Source organism: Leifsonia sp. AK011, assembly GCF_013410945.1.
GTDB lineage: Bacteria > Actinomycetota > Actinomycetes > Actinomycetales > Microbacteriaceae > Rhodoglobus.
The window spans coordinates 310,426-330,073 of the sequence record NZ_JACCCH010000001.1; the positions used below are offsets into that span (position 1 = coordinate 310,426).

16 protein-coding genes are annotated in these 19,648 nt (G+C 66.6%); 2 read left to right on the forward strand and 14 right to left on the reverse strand.

Features of this window, described 5'->3' with window-relative positions; genetic code table 11:
* Window positions 1-1,323, forward strand: a complete 1,323-nt coding sequence (locus tag HDC94_RS01495) for an MFS transporter (RefSeq protein WP_218870414.1) — start codon at window positions 1-3, stop codon at window positions 1,321-1,323.
* A gap of 4 nt (window positions 1,324-1,327) precedes the next feature.
* Here the strand turns inward: HDC94_RS01495 and HDC94_RS01500 are convergent, their stop codons facing one another.
* From HDC94_RS01500 to HDC94_RS01560, 13 genes are all read right to left on the reverse strand, one after another.
* Window positions 1,328-3,313: a cell wall-binding repeat-containing protein gene (locus HDC94_RS01500; RefSeq protein ID WP_179494236.1), complete on the reverse strand. Its 1,986-nt coding sequence runs from the start codon at window positions 3,311-3,313 to the stop codon at window positions 1,328-1,330.
* Window positions 3,314-3,427: 114 nt separating this feature from the next.
* Window positions 3,428-4,033, reverse strand: a complete 606-nt coding sequence (locus HDC94_RS01505; protein ID WP_179494238.1) for a sugar O-acetyltransferase — start codon at window positions 4,031-4,033, stop codon at window positions 3,428-3,430.
* A 61-nt stretch (window positions 4,034-4,094) separates the two neighbouring features.
* Window positions 4,095-4,622, reverse strand: coding sequence for a signal peptidase I (gene lepB / locus HDC94_RS01510; RefSeq protein ID WP_179494240.1), 528 nt, complete (start codon window positions 4,620-4,622; stop codon window positions 4,095-4,097).
* On the reverse strand, window positions 4,622-5,383 hold the full coding sequence (locus HDC94_RS01515; RefSeq protein ID WP_179494242.1) for a DUF305 domain-containing protein: 762 nt from the start codon (window positions 5,381-5,383) through the stop codon (window positions 4,622-4,624). The genes lepB and HDC94_RS01515 overlap by 1 nt, the downstream gene beginning before the upstream one ends.
* Window positions 5,384-5,541: 158 nt before the next feature.
* Window positions 5,542-7,419 (reverse strand): hypothetical protein, encoded by a 1,878-nt coding sequence (locus HDC94_RS01520; protein ID WP_218870417.1) that lies wholly within the window; start codon window positions 7,417-7,419, stop codon window positions 5,542-5,544.
* A gap of 19 nt (window positions 7,420-7,438) precedes the next feature.
* On the reverse strand, window positions 7,439-8,248 hold the full coding sequence (locus tag HDC94_RS01525) for a hypothetical protein (RefSeq protein ID WP_179494244.1): 810 nt from the start codon (window positions 8,246-8,248) through the stop codon (window positions 7,439-7,441).
* A 211-nt stretch (window positions 8,249-8,459) separates the two neighbouring features.
* Window positions 8,460-9,107: a helix-turn-helix domain-containing protein gene (locus HDC94_RS01530; protein WP_179494246.1), complete on the reverse strand. Its 648-nt coding sequence runs from the start codon at window positions 9,105-9,107 to the stop codon at window positions 8,460-8,462.
* Window positions 9,108-9,157: 50 nt separating this feature from the next.
* Window positions 9,158-10,675: an APC family permease gene (locus HDC94_RS01535; protein WP_179494248.1), complete on the reverse strand. Its 1,518-nt coding sequence runs from the start codon at window positions 10,673-10,675 to the stop codon at window positions 9,158-9,160.
* A gap of 104 nt (window positions 10,676-10,779) precedes the next feature.
* The gene (locus HDC94_RS01540; protein WP_179494250.1) at window positions 10,780-11,628 is read right to left on the reverse strand and encodes a transglutaminase family protein; all 849 of its coding nucleotides are present in this window, start codon (window positions 11,626-11,628) and stop codon (window positions 10,780-10,782) included.
* On the reverse strand, window positions 11,625-12,554 hold the full coding sequence (locus HDC94_RS01545; protein WP_179494252.1) for an alpha-E domain-containing protein: 930 nt from the start codon (window positions 12,552-12,554) through the stop codon (window positions 11,625-11,627). The genes HDC94_RS01540 and HDC94_RS01545 overlap by 4 nt, the downstream gene beginning before the upstream one ends.
* Window positions 12,554-14,374 carry a circularly permuted type 2 ATP-grasp protein gene (locus HDC94_RS01550; protein ID WP_257021610.1) on the reverse strand — a complete coding sequence of 607 codons (1,821 nt, stop codon included), beginning with the start codon at window positions 14,372-14,374 and terminating at the stop codon, window positions 12,554-12,556. The genes HDC94_RS01545 and HDC94_RS01550 overlap by 1 nt, the downstream gene beginning before the upstream one ends.
* 161 nt (window positions 14,375-14,535) lie before the next feature.
* Window positions 14,536-14,757 (reverse strand): helix-turn-helix transcriptional regulator, encoded by a 222-nt coding sequence (locus HDC94_RS01555; RefSeq protein WP_257021611.1) that lies wholly within the window; start codon window positions 14,755-14,757, stop codon window positions 14,536-14,538.
* Complete coding sequence (locus HDC94_RS01560) at window positions 14,757-15,176, reverse strand: hypothetical protein (RefSeq protein WP_179494254.1); 420 nt, start codon at window positions 15,174-15,176, stop codon at window positions 14,757-14,759. The genes HDC94_RS01555 and HDC94_RS01560 overlap by 1 nt, the downstream gene beginning before the upstream one ends.
* Window positions 15,177-15,416: 240 nt before the next feature.
* On the opposite strand from HDC94_RS01560, the gene HDC94_RS01565 reads away from it, so the two are divergent.
* Window positions 15,417-18,944: a cell wall-binding repeat-containing protein gene (locus tag HDC94_RS01565; protein ID WP_218870419.1), complete on the forward strand. Its 3,528-nt coding sequence runs from the start codon at window positions 15,417-15,419 to the stop codon at window positions 18,942-18,944.
* 132 nt (window positions 18,945-19,076) lie between these two features.
* On the opposite strand, the gene HDC94_RS01570 is transcribed toward HDC94_RS01565, so the two are convergent.
* Window positions 19,077-19,505, reverse strand: a complete 429-nt coding sequence (locus tag HDC94_RS01570) for a hypothetical protein (RefSeq protein ID WP_179494258.1) — start codon at window positions 19,503-19,505, stop codon at window positions 19,077-19,079.
* Window positions 19,506-19,648: the final 143 nt, after the last annotated feature.

Below are 19,648 nucleotides of genomic sequence, written 5' to 3' on the forward strand. Positions count from 1 at the left end.
ATGTTCCGCAGCCTCCGGGTTGCGAACTATCGCCTGTGGTTCGCGGGAGCCCTCGTGTCGAACACGGGCGCCTGGATGCAGCGGACCGCCCAGGACTGGATCGTGCTCACCGAGCTCACCGACAACGATGCTGCCGCTCTCGGCATCACGATGGCACTCCAGTTCGGTCCGCTCCTGCTGCTCATGCCGGTCGCTGGACTCATCGCCGACCGGTTCGATCGCAAGCGGGTGCTCGCCTGGACGCAGGGGGCGCAGCTCGCCCTCGCCCTGGGGCTTGGCATCCTCGTGGTCACGGGTGTCGCGACGCTGCCGATCGTCTACGCGTTCGCGCTCGGACTCGGCATCGCGACGGCCATCGACGCGCCCGTGCGACAGTCGTTCGTGTCCGAGCTCGTGGGGGATGCTGACCTGCCGAACGCCGTCGCGCTCAACTCGATGTCGTTCCAGGGTGCGCGGCTCGTGGGGCCAGCACTCGCCGGTGTACTTGTCGCGCTCATCGGGGCCGGACCCGTCTTCCTCATCAACGCTGCGTCGTTCGCGGGCGTGCTCGCCTCGCTGTTCTTCATCCGGCGGTCACGCCTCATCGCCGCGCCCAAGCTCGAGCGCGGTCGCGGGCAGATCCGCGAGGGACTCGCCTACGTGCGCTCGCGCCCCGACCTCGTGGTTGTGCTCACGATCGTGTTCATCATCGGAACATTCGGCTTCAACTTCCCCATCCTCGTGTCGACGATGTCCACCGTCGAGTTCGGTGGCGGGTCTGAGCAGTTCGGCATCCTGTCGTCGGTGATCGCGATCGGCTCGCTCGTCGGCTCGCTCCTCGCCGCACGCCGTGACCGCGCACGCCTCGGCCTCGTGATCGTCGGCGCGGCGGCCTTTGGCGTCACGTGCGCGATCGGGGCGTTCTCACCGAACCTGTGGTTCTTCGGGGCGCTGCTCCTGCTCGTCGGAGCCGCCGGCCTCACCACCATGAACACCGCGAACGCCTACGTGCAGACCACGACCGACCCGGCTGTGCGCGGTCGCGTCATGGCGCTCTACCTCGCACTCTTCGCCGGGGGCACCCCGCTGGGGGCGCCGATCGTCGGATGGGCGGCGAATGAGCTGGGCCCGCGCTTCGCAGTGGGTATTGCCGCGGCATCCGGGCTCGTCGCAGCTCTTGTCGGTGTCGCGTGGCTCGTCGTCGGACGAGGGATGCGCGTTGCCAGGCAACCCGGAACGCGCTTCGGCCTCGCCCTCAGCTTCGCCCCGACGCGCGCCGAGGAGCGCGAACTCGCCACCCAGGAGATCGCGATCGTCGAGACGACGGAGCGCCGTACCAGCTAGCTGGCTAGCAGCGCGCGAAGGATGCCACCCCGGTACTCAGCGCGTTCGGGTCACCGATGAGCGTGACATCCGACACCTGCAGTTCACCCAGCTCCGCGAGAACGCTTGCAGGCACACAGGTCGGCTTGCTCGTCAGCATCGGGATGCCAAGGGCTCCGGCACCCAGCGCGTCCGGGAAGTTCACTCCCGAGGTCAGAATGGCCTCCGGCGCACCGTCAGGCCACGCGGCACCCACGATGAGAGCTGCGGTGCTGTAGCGGTCCGCCCCGGCCAGACGCACGACGTGGCCCGGGTACAGGCCGTTCAGCTGCGACTCGATTCCGGGGCTCACCGTCGTCGGCCCACCCACGACACGAATGTCGGTGAGGTCGAGGCCATCGAGCAGTGCGACGGTCGCTGCATCCAGCGTGGCGTTCGCACCGTTCACGAGCACGACGACGCCGTCCTCCGCGATCGCGGCCGGACCAGCAGCAAGCGCGTCGGGGAAGTTCGCGCCCGTCGCGATGTAGGCGGTGGTGGCGGTGGGAAAGACGTCATCGATGATCAAGCGGTTCGTCTCGTACCGGTTGGCGCCCGCGATCCGTTCGGTGCTGTGCGGGAATCCGAGGCCCTTGACGATGTCGAACACCGCAGGGGATACCGCAGTGTCGCCGCCGATGACCACGACCTCTGCTGGCTTCAGGCGTTCCAACTCGGCCTTGACGGCGGGAGACAACGACGTCGGGTTGGTGAGCAGCACCGCGCCATCGAAGTGCGCGGCGAGGGGCCCAGCGCCGAGGGCGTCAGGGAAGGCGATACCGGATGCCAGGTACACACGCCCACCGGACGTAAACGGCTCGACGCGCTGCGCGATCTGCACGCCAGTCTCGTAGCGGTTGGCGCCAGCGATGCGGTCGGTGGAAGGCTTCGCGCCGATCGTCAGCGGGGCGTTCACGAGGAGGTATCCCTCCGACCTGGCTCCCGCCCAGACGCGGTACTCACCCGTGGCGAGAGCAATGGGCAGGTAAACACTGCCGCTGATCTTGCCGCTGCCATCGGCGGTGAGGGTACCGAGGTTGTAGGCCTGCGCTGAAGCCGAGTGGAGCCCAATCGCTACTGTCTCGCCCGCCTCGAAACCACCGGCCGCAAGGGTGACCGCACCTCCGGGGAAGGCGGTGTCAGTGGAAGCGAGCGCAATGGATGGATCCCCGTTGGACGGTTGACCCTCTCCGGAGATGAGGAGGTACTTGCTCGAGCCGCCCGCCACGAGGGCGTCGAGCTCGTCCGAGGGACTCCATCCGGAGGGAAGTGTGACGACTGCGGTAACGGCGCCCTCGCCATCGGCAGTGACAGTCACCGGCGTCGCCGTGGCGCCAGCGAAATTCCCGTTGGCGAAGTACTTGGTGGCATTAACAAGATTGACCGCAACACTCTCACCGGGCTTGAACCCAAGGGCGTTGACGGTGACGGGAGCTCCCGCAACGAGGCCGGCCGGGGTGTACCACGTCCACGCGGTCGGGCTGTGATAGATCGTCGCCGGTGGGGTGGACCGAACGACGAGGTCCATCGACACCGTCTGAGCCGGCCCGGACGATGGCGTGCAGGTGAGAAGCAGCTTGCCGCTCACGGGACCGGACGATCCGATCGGGAGGGGATTCCATGTTGCCGCGTCCCGGAAGGCAGCCGAACGCCCGATCCAGAGACCTTCGCCGAAGCCTGCCGTTGCGAGAGGGGTGGTGCCGCTCGGACCCTGGAACGCCCACGAGTAGCTGTATCCGTCGCCGTATCCCGTGCCACATTCCGCGGTCTGCCCCACAAAGAAGACCGAGACCGAGCCTCCGGGCACCACCCACGGGCTCGCCAGATACACCCCGTTCGGGATGGGCTGGAGCGAAGCGGCCGTCGCGGCGTCCGTCGTGAATGCGACGCCACCGAGGGCGAGTGCTACGGAGGCGATGCCCGCGATCCAACGGGATGTGGTGCGTGGGCGAGTCGGAGTGTTGTCGGGCAAGGCTGACCCCTTCGGGCGGAGGAGAATGGTTGTGAACCGACAGTATCGACGCGGGCTACGCCAGCGCGACGCGTTCGGTGTGCCCAATTCAGGGGTGGAAAGGTGCCTCTTGCCTCACGCTGGGAGCGGCTTCACCGGGCGGCACGGGTTGCCGACCGCGATGACGTTCGCGGGGATGTCCTTCGTCACGACGGAGCCCGCACCGATGATGCTGTTGTCGCCGATGGTCACGCCCGGCGTGATGGTGACCGAGCCGCCGAGCCACACGTTGTTGCCGATCGTCACGGGTTCTGGCAGCTCCCACCCGTCGAGGCGGCGCGGGATGTCCTGGGCGTGGTTGGGCGTGTAGATGCCGCAGCGCGGGCCGATCAGGCAGTCGCTGCCGATCGTGACCGTTCCGCCTCCGATCACGAGGAAGTCCGCGTTGATGAAAGTGCGGTCACCGATGACGAGACGCGCGCCGTAGTCGATCATGACGGGCGGCCGGAAGTCGACGCCCTCCCCGGCACCCGGGATGAGCTCGTGGAAGAGACGCTCCGCCTCGGCCTGATTGTCGTAGTAGATCCGGTTGATCGTCGTGCAGGTGGCGTGAGCATCCCACGTCAGCTCCTGCAGTGCGGGCGACGTGCGATAGCGGATCCAGTCCCCCGCGACGAGACGCTGGAGGTCCACGTCCTCGGCGAGGAGCGCCTCGAAGCGCTCGGTACGGTTCTGGGTCATGACGCCTCCTCGGTATTTGTTGGCTATATCAACATAACCCACTCACCGTCAGCGGCTGAACTCAGAAGGGGAGTCGCCACCACACAACTCCGAGAATGGATGCACGCGGCACTGCACCCGACAGACCATCCGACACGTGCTCCCGAGAGTCGAGGGACACTGCCCGGTTGTCGCCGAGGAGCCACACGTGGCCCTCCGGTACGACGACATCGAACCCCGTCGCGCTCGGGTCCGAAGCATCCGCAACATATGGCTCGTCGAGTGGCTGTCCATTGAGCACGAGCGATCCGGTGTTCTTGTCACAGCAGCTGATGCGGTCACCAGCCACCGCAACCACCCGCTTGACGATGCGCTCCGGCGCACCCGCGTTCCAACCTTCCGGCGTGTGGGCGACAACCACGTCACCGCGCGAAACGGGGGCGACGGTGTTGACGAGCAGCATCGCGCCATCCCCCGCGTAGGGGCTCATCGACGCCCCGGAGACGCGCACAGACAGGGCCGAGACATGCAGGAGAAGCAGGGCAGCGACGAAGGCAGACGCGACAACGAGCCAGCCCGCGCGGGGGCGAGCGACGAGCTCGGCGGGCATCAGGACATCTCCTCGATCATCCTCGTCATCGCCTCGATCTCGATCTGCTGCTCGTTGAGAATGTGCCGAGCCATCTGGATCGTGAAGTGATTGACGCCGCCGAGTACCACCTCGCGCGACATGTCGAGCGCTCCCTCGTGGTGCGGGATCATGAGCTGGAGGTACAGGATCTCCGCGTCATGCGCCGTCGCGCCTCGCAGTTCGTCGAGTTGGGTCGGGGTGAGCATCCCCGCCATGGCGACGAAGCGCCCGGGATCGGATGCATCGCCGCAGTCGACGAGCTCATCGACGTCCACCTCGGTCGCAAACCCACCCGTCGCCAACTCCGAACCGGGTTCGTGGCCGTGTGATGTGACGGGATCGTCGATCGTCTGGACAGGAGGGTTCGACCGGTACTCGGTGCGCCAGGCCTCAGTCCACGCCTCCACCGAGGTGATCTCGCGCGACTGGTCGCTCTGGACGAACTCGGCAAACTTGCGCGCGCGCTCCGACACCCCCTCTTTCGCGAGGAGGATCGCGCTCATGTCGACCGCCTGCTGGTGGTGGGGCATCATCATCTGCGCGTAACAGAAGTCAGCGCTATTGGGGAAGACGGATGCCGGAGCCTTCGCGTCGACGGAAGACCCCTGCGCGCTTCCGAGAGAGGCCCCCCACGCGAAGCCGGCCACGATGACGCAGACGGCGACCGCCACGATCGCGGCAACGAGTGAAACGACGCTGCGCCGCGATGGACCAGCCACAGGAGTATCAGTCTCGGTCACGGGATCTCCTCGATGGTGTGCGCCACTGCCATTCGGCGCGCGGGTAGTTCAGGCTGCGATGGTTCGCAGTGGTACGTATTTGCTCGCCGGACGGTGCCGGCGGATGCGCTGGGTGCCCACCTCAAGAGCGAGGTGGGCACCCAGTGGTTCCTTTGGCGCTAGCTTGCGACCGTGCCGTGGGAACCTTCGAAGCGTCGGCGAACGGCTGCGGCGATCGCCAGCGCGCCCCCGAGGAGCAACAGGAGCGCCGACGACGTAACGAGCACACCCGCCTGCGTTCCCGTGTTGCCGAGCTGACCGAACACAAGTGCCGGGGCGGCGGGCCGCTCAACCTGGAACGAGCTGCTGACGGTCACGCCCGAGGGGCTGGTGAGTTCCACCCGGTGTGAGCCCTCTGTGGCATCGAGGGGCACCGTGAAGGTGAACTCGACTGCGCCGAAGCTGTTCGCGTTGTAGCTGCCGAGGGCGACGGGTGTGGAGTGCATGGTCGCCGTCACCGTCTCACCGGACTCGAATCCACTGCCGGTGACCGTGATGGACGACCCGGGCGTTGCCGTGGTCCGTGACAGCGCCACACCAGCAGTCGGCGACCCGGTACCCGGATCTGGCGTTCCACTGGGGGTCGGGGTAGGAGTGGGCGTTGACGTGGGCGGTGCCGTTGGGGTTGTCGTCGGAGTCGGAGTCGGCGTGGGCGTCGTCGGGGTGTTGATGCGACCGACGTTTCCGTTGACGTACTCTCGCTGCTCCGGGATGACCGGCGACTGCGCACTGAAGTCACGCGGATAGAGCGTGAAGCCCTGCCAGTGGATCGGCATCGGGCTCTGGTCCTCGTCGCGAACGATGTGGTGGAAGCCGACGTTCACCCAGGCGACCGGGTCGGTGAGCGTTTCGGCGTCGCTCACGTACTGCGGCACACCAAGATCAGCGCTCGAGGGGATGAGGTTGTGCGATGCGAAGAGCTCATCAGCCTGGAGCTGGGTGAACGCCACGTCGTAGCTCGTCTCCGGGTTTGCGGCGTAGATGCTCCCCGCACTCGGGATGATCTCGTACGAACGCGCGTGCCCGTCCGCGTTGAGACTCGTGTCGTTGACGACCCGCCAGATGCGCCGGGAGTCCTTGGTGAACATCCCCTCCGTCTCAATGGGCGTCACCTCGGTGCGCAACATTGCCCCGCGACGGCCCATGGTTCCCGTGAGGTCGGAATCGAACTGTTCGACCCGCTGGGCACCGCCGCCACCGACGCCGAAATCGACCCGGTAGATCGCGCTGTGGTAGTGGGACACGGCATAGTCGTTGGCGCCGACGCCGATGGGCCAACCATAGTTGTCAACATCGTCCGGACCGATGCCGTACGTCGATAGGCCTGCCTGGTCATCGACGTAATCGCTCGGGGCGAGGTCACCCGTAGCCCCCAGACGAACATCGATCTCGCCGTCGTCTGAGAAGCGGAACTCGGTCTCATACTCGTACCAGTCGACCTTGGCGATGTAGTTGAGGACGAGGTCGGTGCTCTGCGCCGAGAACAGCAGGCCATCGTCGGCGTTGCCGCCCCAACGGGACTCCTTGGCGTTGTAGGCGAGCCCAGCGTCCTCCTCCGTGACACACAACACGTCAGTGGAGGGACGGCTCTCGCTCAGGTAGGAGCTACGAATCTCGCCCTTGGGGCACTGGGTCGTTGTCATCTTCTGCCCATAACGGCCGCCGAAGCCGTACGAGGTGATGTCGTTCCACTCGTTGAAACCGGTGTCGTAGGGCACGTTGAGCTGCGCAATGGCGAGCGAGTCGAGCACGACGATCGGTGTCGCATCGTTCTTGCCCTTGTACGCCACCTTCTCCACGACAAGTCCCTTGTAGGTGTCCACGCGCCAGCAGAGCTGCCAGGTCGCACCCGAGGTGAGCGTCTTCGAGACGAGCGAACTTCCGTTACACGCGGCCTCGGTCGGGGTTTGAGCGGCGTTCGCTGGTGCCGCGATTCCGCCGACGAGTGCGGCCGCGAGGATCGCCGCTCCCGTCAGCATGCTGATGGTCCTTCTCATGTGATTGTGTCTTCCCTGTCTAGTTGATCTCGAGAACGGTCTGCTGCGTGAGGTTGATGGCGATGCCCGTTGTGGGGAGGTACGTGCCATCCGGTGTCTGAACGAGGAGCATGAGGCATCGGTCGACGCCGCACTCCTCCGCGCCGATGCTTCCTGGCGTGGCCACGAACGATGACGCGTTGTAGGTGGTCTGCGATGGATCGGTGAGCTTGGTGCCCTCCGTCGCGAAGAACGCCTGCTTGACGACCTCCGAGACAGGGCTGTCGAGGAGCAACTCGTACGCCTCGTCCACCTCGGATTGGGCGGGCGGCGGCTGAACCGAGGATGCCGCCTCCGCGAGCTCGACGACACCGGTGCTCACGTTGACGATGTAGCGCATCGTCTTGTTGTCGGAGTAGCTGTAGTAGACGACCTCGAATCGCCGCGCATCATCCGTGTAGGCCTCGGGTTCGGAGATCGTCGTCGAGAGATAGACGGGCTTGCGCCCGTCGTCGCCCGTAGCGGCGACGAACGAGGGATCGAGACTCGCGAGCGAGCGAGCGTACGCGACCTCGTCGTTGGTGAGGGGGTCGCGGGGCAAACCGACAACGCCTGGCACCTCGAGCGTCGCCTCGCTGGCGACCGATTCGGGCGAGTCAGTCGCGTTCGACTCGGGCTCGATCACGGCCGCTTGTTCCTTGCGCGCCTCCTCGTCGCCGTGGACAACCATCGTGGTGGCGACGGTGAGCACGACGGCAGCACCCGCGAGGCACGCCGCTGCCGCGATGACGTAAACCTTGAGTGGTGCGCGTTGAAGGAATGCTGATGGTGGACTTCCGGAGATCTTCATCTGACCTGTCTCTCTTCGGACTGGATGTGTGCGCACACCCCCGATGGTGTGCGGGAGGGCCGAGGTGCGCTTGCTGAGTGGAGACGACTATGGCAAACGGGTATTGCATCGAAATATCCGTCCCTGAGACACCGTCACCGGGCGTGCACCACCTTGCGAAACACTCACGAAATCTGTCGGGATGCGGCCATGCATTCCGGAACAGGCGAGATCAGACCTCGAGGGCGCCCATCTCGCTAGCAGCAGTGCGCAAGGCGCCGAGGTGCCGGAGTGCAAGGTCCAGGCGGGAGGCCGTCGTTGACATGGTGAGCGCACCAATGAGGATGCCACTGCGAGATCGAACGGGCAGAGCCAGGCATGATCGACTTCTGGTGTCTGTGCCGATCACCTGCGCATACCCCGTTGCGGCTGTCGCCTCCGCGATCCTGCGATGCGCCTCACGGTCCACCGTCGGTGGCGCCTCTCCCACCTTCACATCCGAAAGGTAGAGCCGACCGATCGCCGTCGCAGTGAGGTCGCTCTGCAACCGTTCACGGGAGAGGAACGGGCTCGCCGGATCCTCGTCGATGAGAATGGGGTAACCCTTCTCATACCGCGCGTAGTGCACCGCCTCGTCGATTCTCTCCCGCACGGAGGACACGATCGCGAGCTCCGGCCTGCTGGTGGGAGGCGCGACGAGATGTGCGAGTTCGACAACGCGCGCACCCAGAACGAACCCTCGCATGCTGGGATGCCGCAGCAGATACTCCTCACGCACGAGCGAGTTGATCTGCCGGTACGCGCTGGCCCGTGGCAGCCCGAGCTTGTGGGCTATCTCGTTGGCAGAGATCGCCGGGCCTGCGCGTGCGACCTCCTCCAAGATGGCCAGAGAGATTCCGATCCCCGAGAGTTGCGGCGACGGCGTCCCGCTCACAATTCGCGTCCCCCGCCATCACTCTTTTCGGCGCCCGCGATCCCGTCGCTCGCGATGGGACTGTCGTAGAGGCCGGTGCGATCCCGCAGCTGGGGATCGCGCGACATCCTGACGCGGTGCCAGAGCACGACAAGGGCAACGATTCCGAGGGTGATGCCGAGGCCGAGCGCCCGATCTGGCTCGACGGTACCGATCTGACCGACCAGGATGATCCCGAGCGCCACTCCCGCGGCGAATGCGGGAAGCGCCTCGGCCAGGGTGAACTCGCGCAACCTCACCAGAAAGACGGGCCCAGCAAGACACACCAGAAGGTAGGCGACAACAAATCCGAGCGTGCTCGCCCGGTGGGCCACCGCGCCCAGTACGGAGCCGGGAATCGCAAGTGTGAGTGCCGCGAGCAGCGCGATCACCGCTACGGTCACGAGAGTGGCCTGATGTGGAGTGCCGAATCTCCTGGAGGTGGCACCCAGGAATGCAGGGAGCACCCCCTCCCTCGCCATCGTGAAGACCAGACGCACGAGGGCCGACGCGCACGCGAGAGAACAGGCCACGAACGAGGCGGCGATGATGAGGTTGGTAGCCACAGCCAGACCCGGGAGCTGCACCGCAGTCGATGCGACCTGGAAGAGTGACTCGTATCCGTCATTCGGATACCGCGCGATCACCGCGAGTTGTGCGTACACCCCGACGAGGTAGACAACGCACAACACAGCAACCGTCAAGAAGAGGGTGCGCGGCACGGTGGCAAGCGGGCGCTTACTTTCGGGGCCGAGCGCGACACCGCTCTCGAACCCCACGAAAGCTATGAGGCCAAACCCCACAGCCCCCACGAGTGAGGAGAACGACGGCGGATGCGCGACATCCGGCACCAGCGGGCTCAGGTCCCAGCCCGTGGCACTGAGGACGATAAACGACACCGCGATGATCAGGCTCACCGCGACAATCTCGATGCCGAGCATGACGCGCGTTGAGACGCGGGCTCCGATGATCATGACGGTGCCGATGAGCACGGCAAGTGCGCCGACGATAAGGATCGCAGCCCACGGAAGGTCGGTCGCGTTGGTCCCCGGGCCGGGGGATGCCGTGGACGGGGCGATGAGGAGAGTGATCTGGCGCGCCGCACCGCTCAGCGTCGTGAGGGAGACGGACGCGTAGCCGAGCGCGAGGCCAGCGCCCGCAGCCATCCCGGCGGTACTGCCCAGGCCGCGCGTGACGAAGGTGTACAGCGAACCCGCCGCGGCAATGCGCCTCGCGAAGAGTGAGATACCCAAGGCTACGAGCACGATGATGCCCGCGGTGATGCCCAGTTCCAACGCCGCGAAGGAACCCCCACGGCCGAACATTCCGACAGGGTTGATGAGCATCACACCGGCGGGAGCTACAGCGGCGACTGACTGGGCGACGAGATCCGCCGTGGAGACGGTTCGACGGCGCATGCCGGCCAGCGGAGATGACGCCGTCAGGCTCGTTGCCGACCGCCTGGCGGCGATGGCCTCACCCAACGCCGTCACCACTACCCCGATCCGTCAGTTACGGACCGACGGTAACGCCGACATGTGATGCGCCCGCGTCCGCGGTGTTACGGAATCATGACGCACGATGAGACACACCAATGGGCCTACGTCTCGCGCGTGATCTCCACCTTGACGAACAACGTGCTCCCGAACGGACCCGCGTATACCCCGCGCAGCGGCGGAACGTCGTTGTAGTCGCGACCGCGACCCACGAGCACGTGACGATCGCCGATGTCGATGAGGTTGGTCGGGTCGAAGCCGCGCCATCCGTCTCCACAGAACCACTCGACCCACGCGTGGGACTCGCCGGCGACCGTCTCGCCGATCGCCGCGTCGGGCTTCGGATGCAAATACCCCGACACGTAGCGGGCGGGGATGCCCACGTGCCTGAGTGCCCCCAACGCGAGGTGGGTGATGTCCTGGCAAACGCCCTTGCGCACCGCCCACGCCTCCGCGGCGGTGGACGTGACGGCCGTGACGCCCTGCACGTACTCCATGGCGCTGCCGAGCGCAGTGCTGATGGCGAGGGCCGCCTCGCACGGGTCGGACGTCGAGCTCGCGATCTCGCGAGCGAGGTCCTGCACCTCCACAGGCGGCGCGGTGCGGGCGGTCTGCTTGAGCTGCTCCACGGTCGAGGTGGTGCGTTCCGCGGCCTCGGCGAGGGCATCCCAATCGAGCTTGGCGTCGACGTGCTGCACGTCGCGCACCTCGACGAGGCTCGTCGCCGTCAGCGAGAGCTCCTTGTGGGGGGTGAGGATCTCGAACGACGAGACGCGCGAACCCCAGTAGTCGACGTAGTTGTGGTGGCTCGAGATCGGCAGGATCTCGAGGTTCGCGAACAGCACGAGCTGGCCGTCCGAACTCACCGGGAGCATGCGCGCCTCGTTGTACGAGGCGGTGACGTCGCCGCCGTAGTGGAAGCCCGTCATGTGCTTGATACGGAGTCGGTTCATGTCGTCTCACCCACCCAGCTCGGGGCAACCTGTGTCGGGAAGTAGCGCTGGCGGATCGCCTCGGACGCGGCGGATGTCGCGGACTGCACATTGTCCATGTGCATCGTGAGGTCCTCGAGAATCTCCGAGATGGGCCGGTACTCCAGCTCGCTGCGGATCTGGCCGAGCAGGCGCTGCGCCTGGTCGGAGACGCCCACGCGATCGCTGCGCGGCTCGATCTCCTTGAGGCAGTTCACCGCGCGAGTGACCGAGAACAGGATGCTGCGGGGGAAGAGCCGATCGAGCAGCAGGAACTCCGCCGCATTGCGGGCACTCGGCACGCCACGGTAGGTGCGCAGGTACGCCTCGTACGCGCCACAGGAGCGCAGGATCGTGGTCCAGCTCGGGCCGCTCGCCTCGGTGAGTGACCTTGTGGCAAGCAGGCGGGCCGTCATGTCGGCGCGCTCGATGCTGCGGCCGAGGGTGAAGAACTGCCATGCCTCGTCGCGACTCGTCGCCGACTCGATGATGCCGACCGCGAGCGCCGAACGCTCACGGACCCAGCCGAAGAACTCGTGGACCTTGTCGCTCGAGACCTTGCGTGGCATCCGTGCCCTCGTGGTGTTGAGGCACTCCCACAGCTCGGTGCTGACGATCTCGCGGGCGCGCCGGGCGTTCTCGCGGGCGGCGCCGAGGGAGAAGGCGATGGATGCTGGCTCGTTGCGGTCGACCGCGAGCACCGTGAGGATGTCCTGACGCGTGAGCACGGTGTCCTCGGGCTCGGGGCTGCCCATGACGCTGAGGAGCGACCGGCAGGCGAGGTCCTCCTCGATCCAGGGGTCCTCGAGGAGGAGCTGGAGGTGGACGTCGAGGATGCGGGCGGTGCCGTCGGCGCGCTCGACGTAGCGGCCGATCCAAAACAGTGACTCTGCGATACGGGAGAGCATCAGTCGGCCTCCCCGTTTACTCCGTGGATTGAGCCTGCATCTCCGTGGATTGAGCCTGCATCTCCGTGGATTGAGCCTGTCGAAATCTCACCATCGTGGTTCGTCGGTGAGGTTTCGAGACGCTCGCTGCGCGAGCTCCTCAACCCACGGGTGTCTTCGAGACGCGACCTACGGTCGCTCCTCAACGAGCGGAAGGGTCCTTGTTGCTGCTGCTGCTCCTGCTGACCCTGGCCGAGCGGGCGGTCGGCGGGCGCGTGGTCCTGCAGGTGGGCCTTGAGCATCTCCGGCGTGATGATCGAGATGGACTCGGTCGCGGCCGCCTGGCCGGCGACGAGACCCTGGATGCTGTGGCGCGCGATCTGCAGGGGGTCCTGGCCGACCACCCAGGTGTCCTTCGAGCCTCCACCCTGTGAGGAGTTGACCACGAGCTCACCCTCGGGCAGCGCCACACGCGTGAGCCCGCCGGGCAGCACCCACATGTCCTCGCCGTCGTTCACCGCGAAGGGACGCAGGTCGGCGTGACGCGGGCGCATGCCGTCGTCCACGAGCGTGGGAATCGTCGAGAGCTGCACGACTGGTTGGGCGATCCAGCCACGCGGGTCTCGGAGGAGGCGACCACGCAGTTCGTCGAGCTCCTGCTTCGAGGCATCCGGACCGATCACGAGGCCCTTGCCGCCGGAGCCGTCCACCGGCTTGACGACGAGTTCGTCGAGGCGGTCGAGCACCTCTTCAAGAGCGCCCTTGTCCTCGAGGCGCCAGGTCTGAACGTTGGGCAGGAGCGCGTCCTCACCGAGGTAGTACTTGATGAGGTCTGGCAGGTACGTGTACACGAGCTTGTCGTCGGCGACGCCGTTGCCGACCGCGTTGGCGATCGTGACATTGCCGAGGCGGGCCGCGAGCATGAGACCTGGGCTGCCGAGCATCGAGTCGGCGCGGAACTGCAGCGGGTCGAGGAACTCGTCGTCCACCCGGCGGTAGATGACGTCGACGCGGGTGGGGCCCGCGGTCGTGCGCATCCACACTCGGCCACCGGAGCAGAACAGGTCGCGGCCCTCGACAAGCTCGACGCCCATCAGGCGAGCGAGCAGCGTGTGCTCGAAGTACGCGGAGTTGTAGACACCGGGCGTGAGCACAACGACCGTCGGGTCCTCGACGCCAGCCGGGGCGGATGCCCGCAGCGCCCCGAGCAGCTTGTGCGGGTAGTCCCCCACCGGCCGCACGCGCATCGACACGAACAGCTCCGGAAGCGTCTGCGCCATGACTCGGCGATTGGAGATCACGTAGCTGACGCCGGACGGGACGCGCACGTTGTCCTCGAGCACGCGCCAGGCGCCCTGCTCGTCGCGGATGAGGTCGATGCCGGAGACCTGGATGCGCACACCGTTGGCCGGCTCGATGCCCGCAGCCTCACGGTGGAAGTGCGCGGAGCTCGTCACGAGCCGCGCGGGGATCACGCCATCCTTGACCGCGTTCTGCTTGCCGTAGATGTCGGCGAGGAAGGCCTCGAGCGCGCGAACCCGCTGCTTGATACCCGCCTCGACGGTGAGCCACTCGGCCTGGTCGATGACGCGCGGCACGGCGTCCAGCGGGAACGGTCGCTCCTCACCGGCGAAGTCGAAGGTCACACCCTGGGCGAGATAGCTCGCGCCGAGGGCCTCGGTGCGGCCTCGCAACTCGTCCTGCGTCATCTGGGCGAGTGCGGCCTGGATCTCACGATAGGACTCGCGCGCCTCGCCAGGAGAGTGGAACATCTCGTCCCACGCGCGCGTGCCTGGCCTCTTCGTGGCGGTGGTGCCATAGCCGTCGAACAGGTCTGCCATGGGTCGAGCTTAGGCGCGCAGTGTTGCGGCGTTGTTTCAGCCGCGCGGCTCGCGTGTGGCGGGCGGATGCCGCGACCACGAGAACGCGGTTGCGACCAGTGGCCGTGGCATCCGCCGTTCGCGACTGCACTCTCGGCCGACGGCGGCCGTGACTGCGGCCCTCACGACTGCTCCGGATACTGGAACACCGTGTCGAGGGGCACCCCGAACACGGCTGCGATCTGGAACGCGAGCTCAAGGGACGGGGAGTACTTGCCCTGCTCGATCGCGATGACCGTCTGCCTGGTCACGCCGATGCGTTCGGCGAGCTGGGCCTGCGTCATCTCGTCGTGAGCGAAACGCAGGGAGCGGATGTCGTTGGTGATGCGGGTCGGTTTCACCATCACAGGCCCCGTCGGTAGAGCACGATCGTGATGATCGACGAGAGCACGGCGGAGGCCGCGAACCCGAGGTAGATCGCGTTGGCGATCCAGAAGTACTCCGCGTGCACGATCGCGAGCACGAGCGCACCGAGGGCCCCGGCGATGATCGGCCAGCCGCCGAGGCGGTCACCCGTGCGCTTGAGGTCTCGGTCACGGGCATCCGCTTTCTGGCTCTCGCTCGGACCGAACATCTCGACGATGATGCGCAGCACGATCGCCGCCACGATGGATGCCCCGATCGTCCACAGCAACGCTGGCACGTAGTCGATGTCGGCTACCGGCACTGTCGCGAGCTGGCCGAGCACGATGGCGAGGTAGGTGCCGTAGGCGCCGAGGGTGACCACGAGGTACACCCAGACGCCCTTCTCTTCGTAGGTCATGTCGCCCTCCCGGGGATGTATAGAAAACTTGACACTGACGACTGTAAAGAATCCCTAACTCGGTGTCAAGTTTGTTTTACACGCATGCTCCGATGGTCGAGCGGGAGCCCAGCACGAGAGACCGGCGTTAGGTCGTACGAAAGCATCTCGTTACCTACCCGCCCCCTCCGGTCCGTCTGGGACGAACAGGGTGGGGACGCCGCACTCGCGGCACCTTCCCACTTCCGAGAGGACATATCTATGCGGTCACCCCGCACCCCGAGGCGATTGCGCAACGCTGCAACGACCGCCGCGGCCATCGTCGCCATCTCCCTCCTTCCCGTCTCCGCGGCGTTCGCGGCGCCCGCTGTGGTGTCGGGGGATGACGCGACCCCCGAGCGCGTCGTGCTCACACCGCCCCAGGACCCGTCGACGAGCCAGTCGATCACGTGGCGCACCGGAGGCTCGGTGACGGCGGGAGCCGTCCACATCCGTGCGGTCGGCGAAACCACCTGGCGAGTCGTGGATGCTCGCGCCAACGAGATCCTGCAGAGCGCTGGCATCCCCACCCGCACCCACTCGGCCACGATCGACGGCCTCACTGCGGCGACGGAGTACGAGTACTACGTGGGCACCGACGGCTTCACGAGCGACACCTTCCGCTTCACCACCGCTTCGGCACCGGGCGAGGACTTCACCTTCATCTACTTCGGCGACGCGCAGAACGAACTCACGGCCAAGTGGTCCCCCGTCGTGAAGGCCGCGTACGACCGCTTCCCCGATGCCATCGGCACGGTCAACGCCGGTGACCTCGTCAACCGGTCCGGCAACGACTCCGAATGGACCGAATGGTTCGGGGCGATGGACGGCTACAGCCAGACCACCAACGTGATCGCAGCTCCCGGCAACCACGAGTACTCGGGCGACGCGTTCCTCAAGAACTGGAAGTCGAACTTCGAGTACCCGGCCAACGGGCCCGCGTGGGATGGCACCACGGGAACCAGCCAGGCCAAGATCCAGGAGGCGGCGTACCGCGCCCACATGGAGGTCGCGCTCCAGGAGACCGCGTACTACACCGACTACCAGGGCGTGCGGTTCATCTCCCTCAACGCCACGATCAACGAGAGCCTGATCACCCCGGCGAGCCTTCCGCCGTGCCTCATCGCCTGCCCCGATCCGGCCAAGCTGTGGCTGTCGATGCAGGCCGACTGGCTCGACGATGCACTCACGAGCAACCCCAACAAGTGGTCTGCAGTCGTCTTCCACCAGCCGGTGTTCTCCACCGCTGAGGGGCGCGACGAGGTCGACATCCGCAACGCCTGGTTGCCGGTCTTCCAGCGCAACGACATCGACCTCGTGCTCATGGGACACGACCACACCTACGCGCGCGGCTACGTGAACTCGGATGCCACCGCCACCCCCGGTGTGACCACAGGTCCCGTCTACGCGGTGTCCGTCTCCGGCCCGAAGTACTACGAGCAGCAGCCGGTGGATGACAACGTCTGGACGCAGAACGGTGCGACCCAGGTCGTCCGTGCCGGACACACCTCCACCTTCCAGGGCATCCGCGTGACGGACGACCAGCTGTTCTACGAGGCAGTCGTCGCCGCCAAGTGGGACGACCAGTCGACGACCGACGTGCCCGTCGGCGGCGTGCTCGACTCGTTCACGATCACCAAGTACGACAACGGCACCAAGTTCGTGACCGAGACCGGCGTGACCGTCCCCGGGCCGGGCGAGGTGGAAGGGCCGGAGCTCCCCGAGGAGCCGGGCTCGGCGCCCGCTACGGTTCCGCTCGGACACGAGGTTGTCGGCACCATCGACGCCGCCACCGCCACCGCCCCGAGCGCGTCCGCGTTCGACCCCCAGCGCAAGCTGCTCTACGTGGCCGACCAGGCCGGGTCGGGACTCATCCAGGCCATCGACCCCAGCACGGGAGCGGTCGTGCGCGAGTTCTCGACGGGCTCGCCCGTCGTCGACATGGTGTACGAGCCCGACCTCGCCGGGTTCAGCCCCGCCTATCCCGCGGTCATCGTGGCCACCGAGGATGACAAGATCGCCGGGTACTCGGTTCACCCGTCCAACTTCGGCACCAAGATCTTCGAGGAGCAGTTCACCGCGGGAATCCGCGGTGTCGCCATCGACCAGGTCCCCGACCTTGCCTACATCGCTCTCGAGACGGGCGTCATCGAGACGTACAACTTCAAGGCGGACCAGCACCTCGCGCAGACGACCGTGCCGGCCGACGTTCAGCGTCTCCGGCTCGACCCCGTGACCGGCAACCTCTACGCCACGTTCGACTCGGACACCAACGGTGCCGTGGGCCTGCGCATCTACGCGACTCGCAGCGGCGTTTCGGAACTCAGGAGCTATGTGTTGGATGCCGGGGCCACAAGCCTCGACCTCGACACGACCCAGGGCCTCGTGTACGTCGGGCACCGCACCTCAGGCATCTCGGTGGTTGACCCGGTCGCCGACACGGTGGCGCGGGCATCCGAGGCATCCTTCGGAGCGAGCATCGAGGGCGTCGCCGTCGATGTGAGCAAGGGGCTCATCTACGCATCGAGCAGCTCGTCACAGCCGGCGCCGATCGTCGTGATCGGGCGCCAGCAGGCACCGCGAGTCGTCCAGTCGCCGACAGCCGCAACGGCTGAGCAGGGTTCGCCGGTCACCTTCGAGGCACACGGGTTCGGCGTTCCCACACCCCACACGACGTGGGAGTCCCGTGCTTCTGGCGCCGCCGACTGGACCGTCGTTGACGGCGCCGTCGGAGACTCGCTTGAGGTCGTCGCTGGTGCGAAGAACGTGCAGTACCGCGCGGTGTTCACCAACACCATCGGGGGCACGGACTACCGGACCACGTCGGCGAGCGCGACGCTGACCGTCCCCTCCACCGTGGATCGTGTGTTCGGTGCGAACCGTTTCGAGACCGCTGTCGAGATCTCGAAGGCGTCGTACCCCACCGGTGCTGGCGTGGTCTACATCGCGAACGGGAACAACTACCCTGACGCACTGTCGGCTGGCCCGGCTGCGGCATTCGAGGGCGGCCCGCTGCTGCTGGTGACGCCGGATTCGCTTCCGGGTGTCGTCTCCGCTGAGCTGGCGCGTCTCGCCCCGGAGCGCATCGTGGTCGTCGGCGGCCTGCCGTCGGTGGGTGCAGCGGTCTACGACCAGCTCGATGCCCTGCCCGGCGACATCACGCGTCTGAGCGGCGTTGACCGGTACGAGACGTCGCGTCTGGTCGCCGATCACGCGTTCGGCGCGTCGGGTGCTGAGCGCGCCTACATCGCCACGGGAACGAAGTTCCCCGATGCGCTGATGGCCGGTGGCGCCGCTGGCGTCAACGACGCCCCGGTGATCCTGGTCAACGGCGCTGCCGCGGACCTGGATGCGGCGACGGCAACGTTGCTCACCGAGCTCGGCATCACCGACACGCGAGTGCTCGGCGACACCGCCTCGGTGACCGCCGGCCTCTTCGAGGACGTCGACGCTGTCACCGAGGCCGTCCGCCTCGCGGGCGCCAACCGTTATGACACCGCTCGGGCGATCAACGCCGACGCGTTCGAGACGGCTGGCCGGGCATTCCTCGCCACAGGTGGCAACTACCCCGACGCGCTGGCCGGCTCGGCATGGGCGGGCTCCGTCGGTGCACCGCTCTTCGCCGCGAACACGACTTGCGTTCCGGGTGGGGTTCTCGACGACCTCGAGAAGCTCGGCGTGACGCACGTGACCCTGCTGGGTGGCGAGCCGTCGCTGTCGGCCTCGGTGCTGGCTCTGACCCGTTGCTGATCACAGTAACCAGTTGAACGGCGATGGCCGTCGCGGTCGTCGAGCAGATAGAACTGCCCGGCACCGCGGCGGCCATCGTCGTGCCGCCAGCAACGGCCACCTCTGTGCTCCGCAGTGTGATCGGCTCGGGTCTCACGTGCGCCCGGCGCGCAGTCGCAACCCGGACGCCGTCGCCATCGCGGCGCCGATGAGTACGGGGTACCCCGTGGCCGTGCCGAATGCGAGCGCATTGAGCGGATCCAGCCACGCTGACTCCGCTGACGACCACCCCCATCGCGCGGCTATCCCCACCACCACTATCGCCACGATGAGAAGCCCAGCGGTCAGGCCCACGATGGGCCAGCGCCACGCGATGGCGATGGCAACGGCACCGATGACTGCGATCAACGCGAGGGCCAGTGGGCTGATCGTGTAGTTCGGCGGCACTCGCACGGCTGGCGCTACGGCAATGGCGTAGTTGACCAGGACTCCCGTGGCGACGCCGAACACCACGGAGACGGCGACGTGGGAGGCGCTCGATCGTGCAGGCCCCGACTCAGCAGGTGAAACAGACGGAGGCATCTTCTCGACGATTCATATGGACATCACCCTGGGTGTTGCGTCGTTGGAACTCAGGTCATCTCAGTGCGAGACTAACCTGAAGTTGATTAATCATCAACAGATGTCCCGTCGGCCGTCACCTCACGGGTGCCGTCGAATCCTCA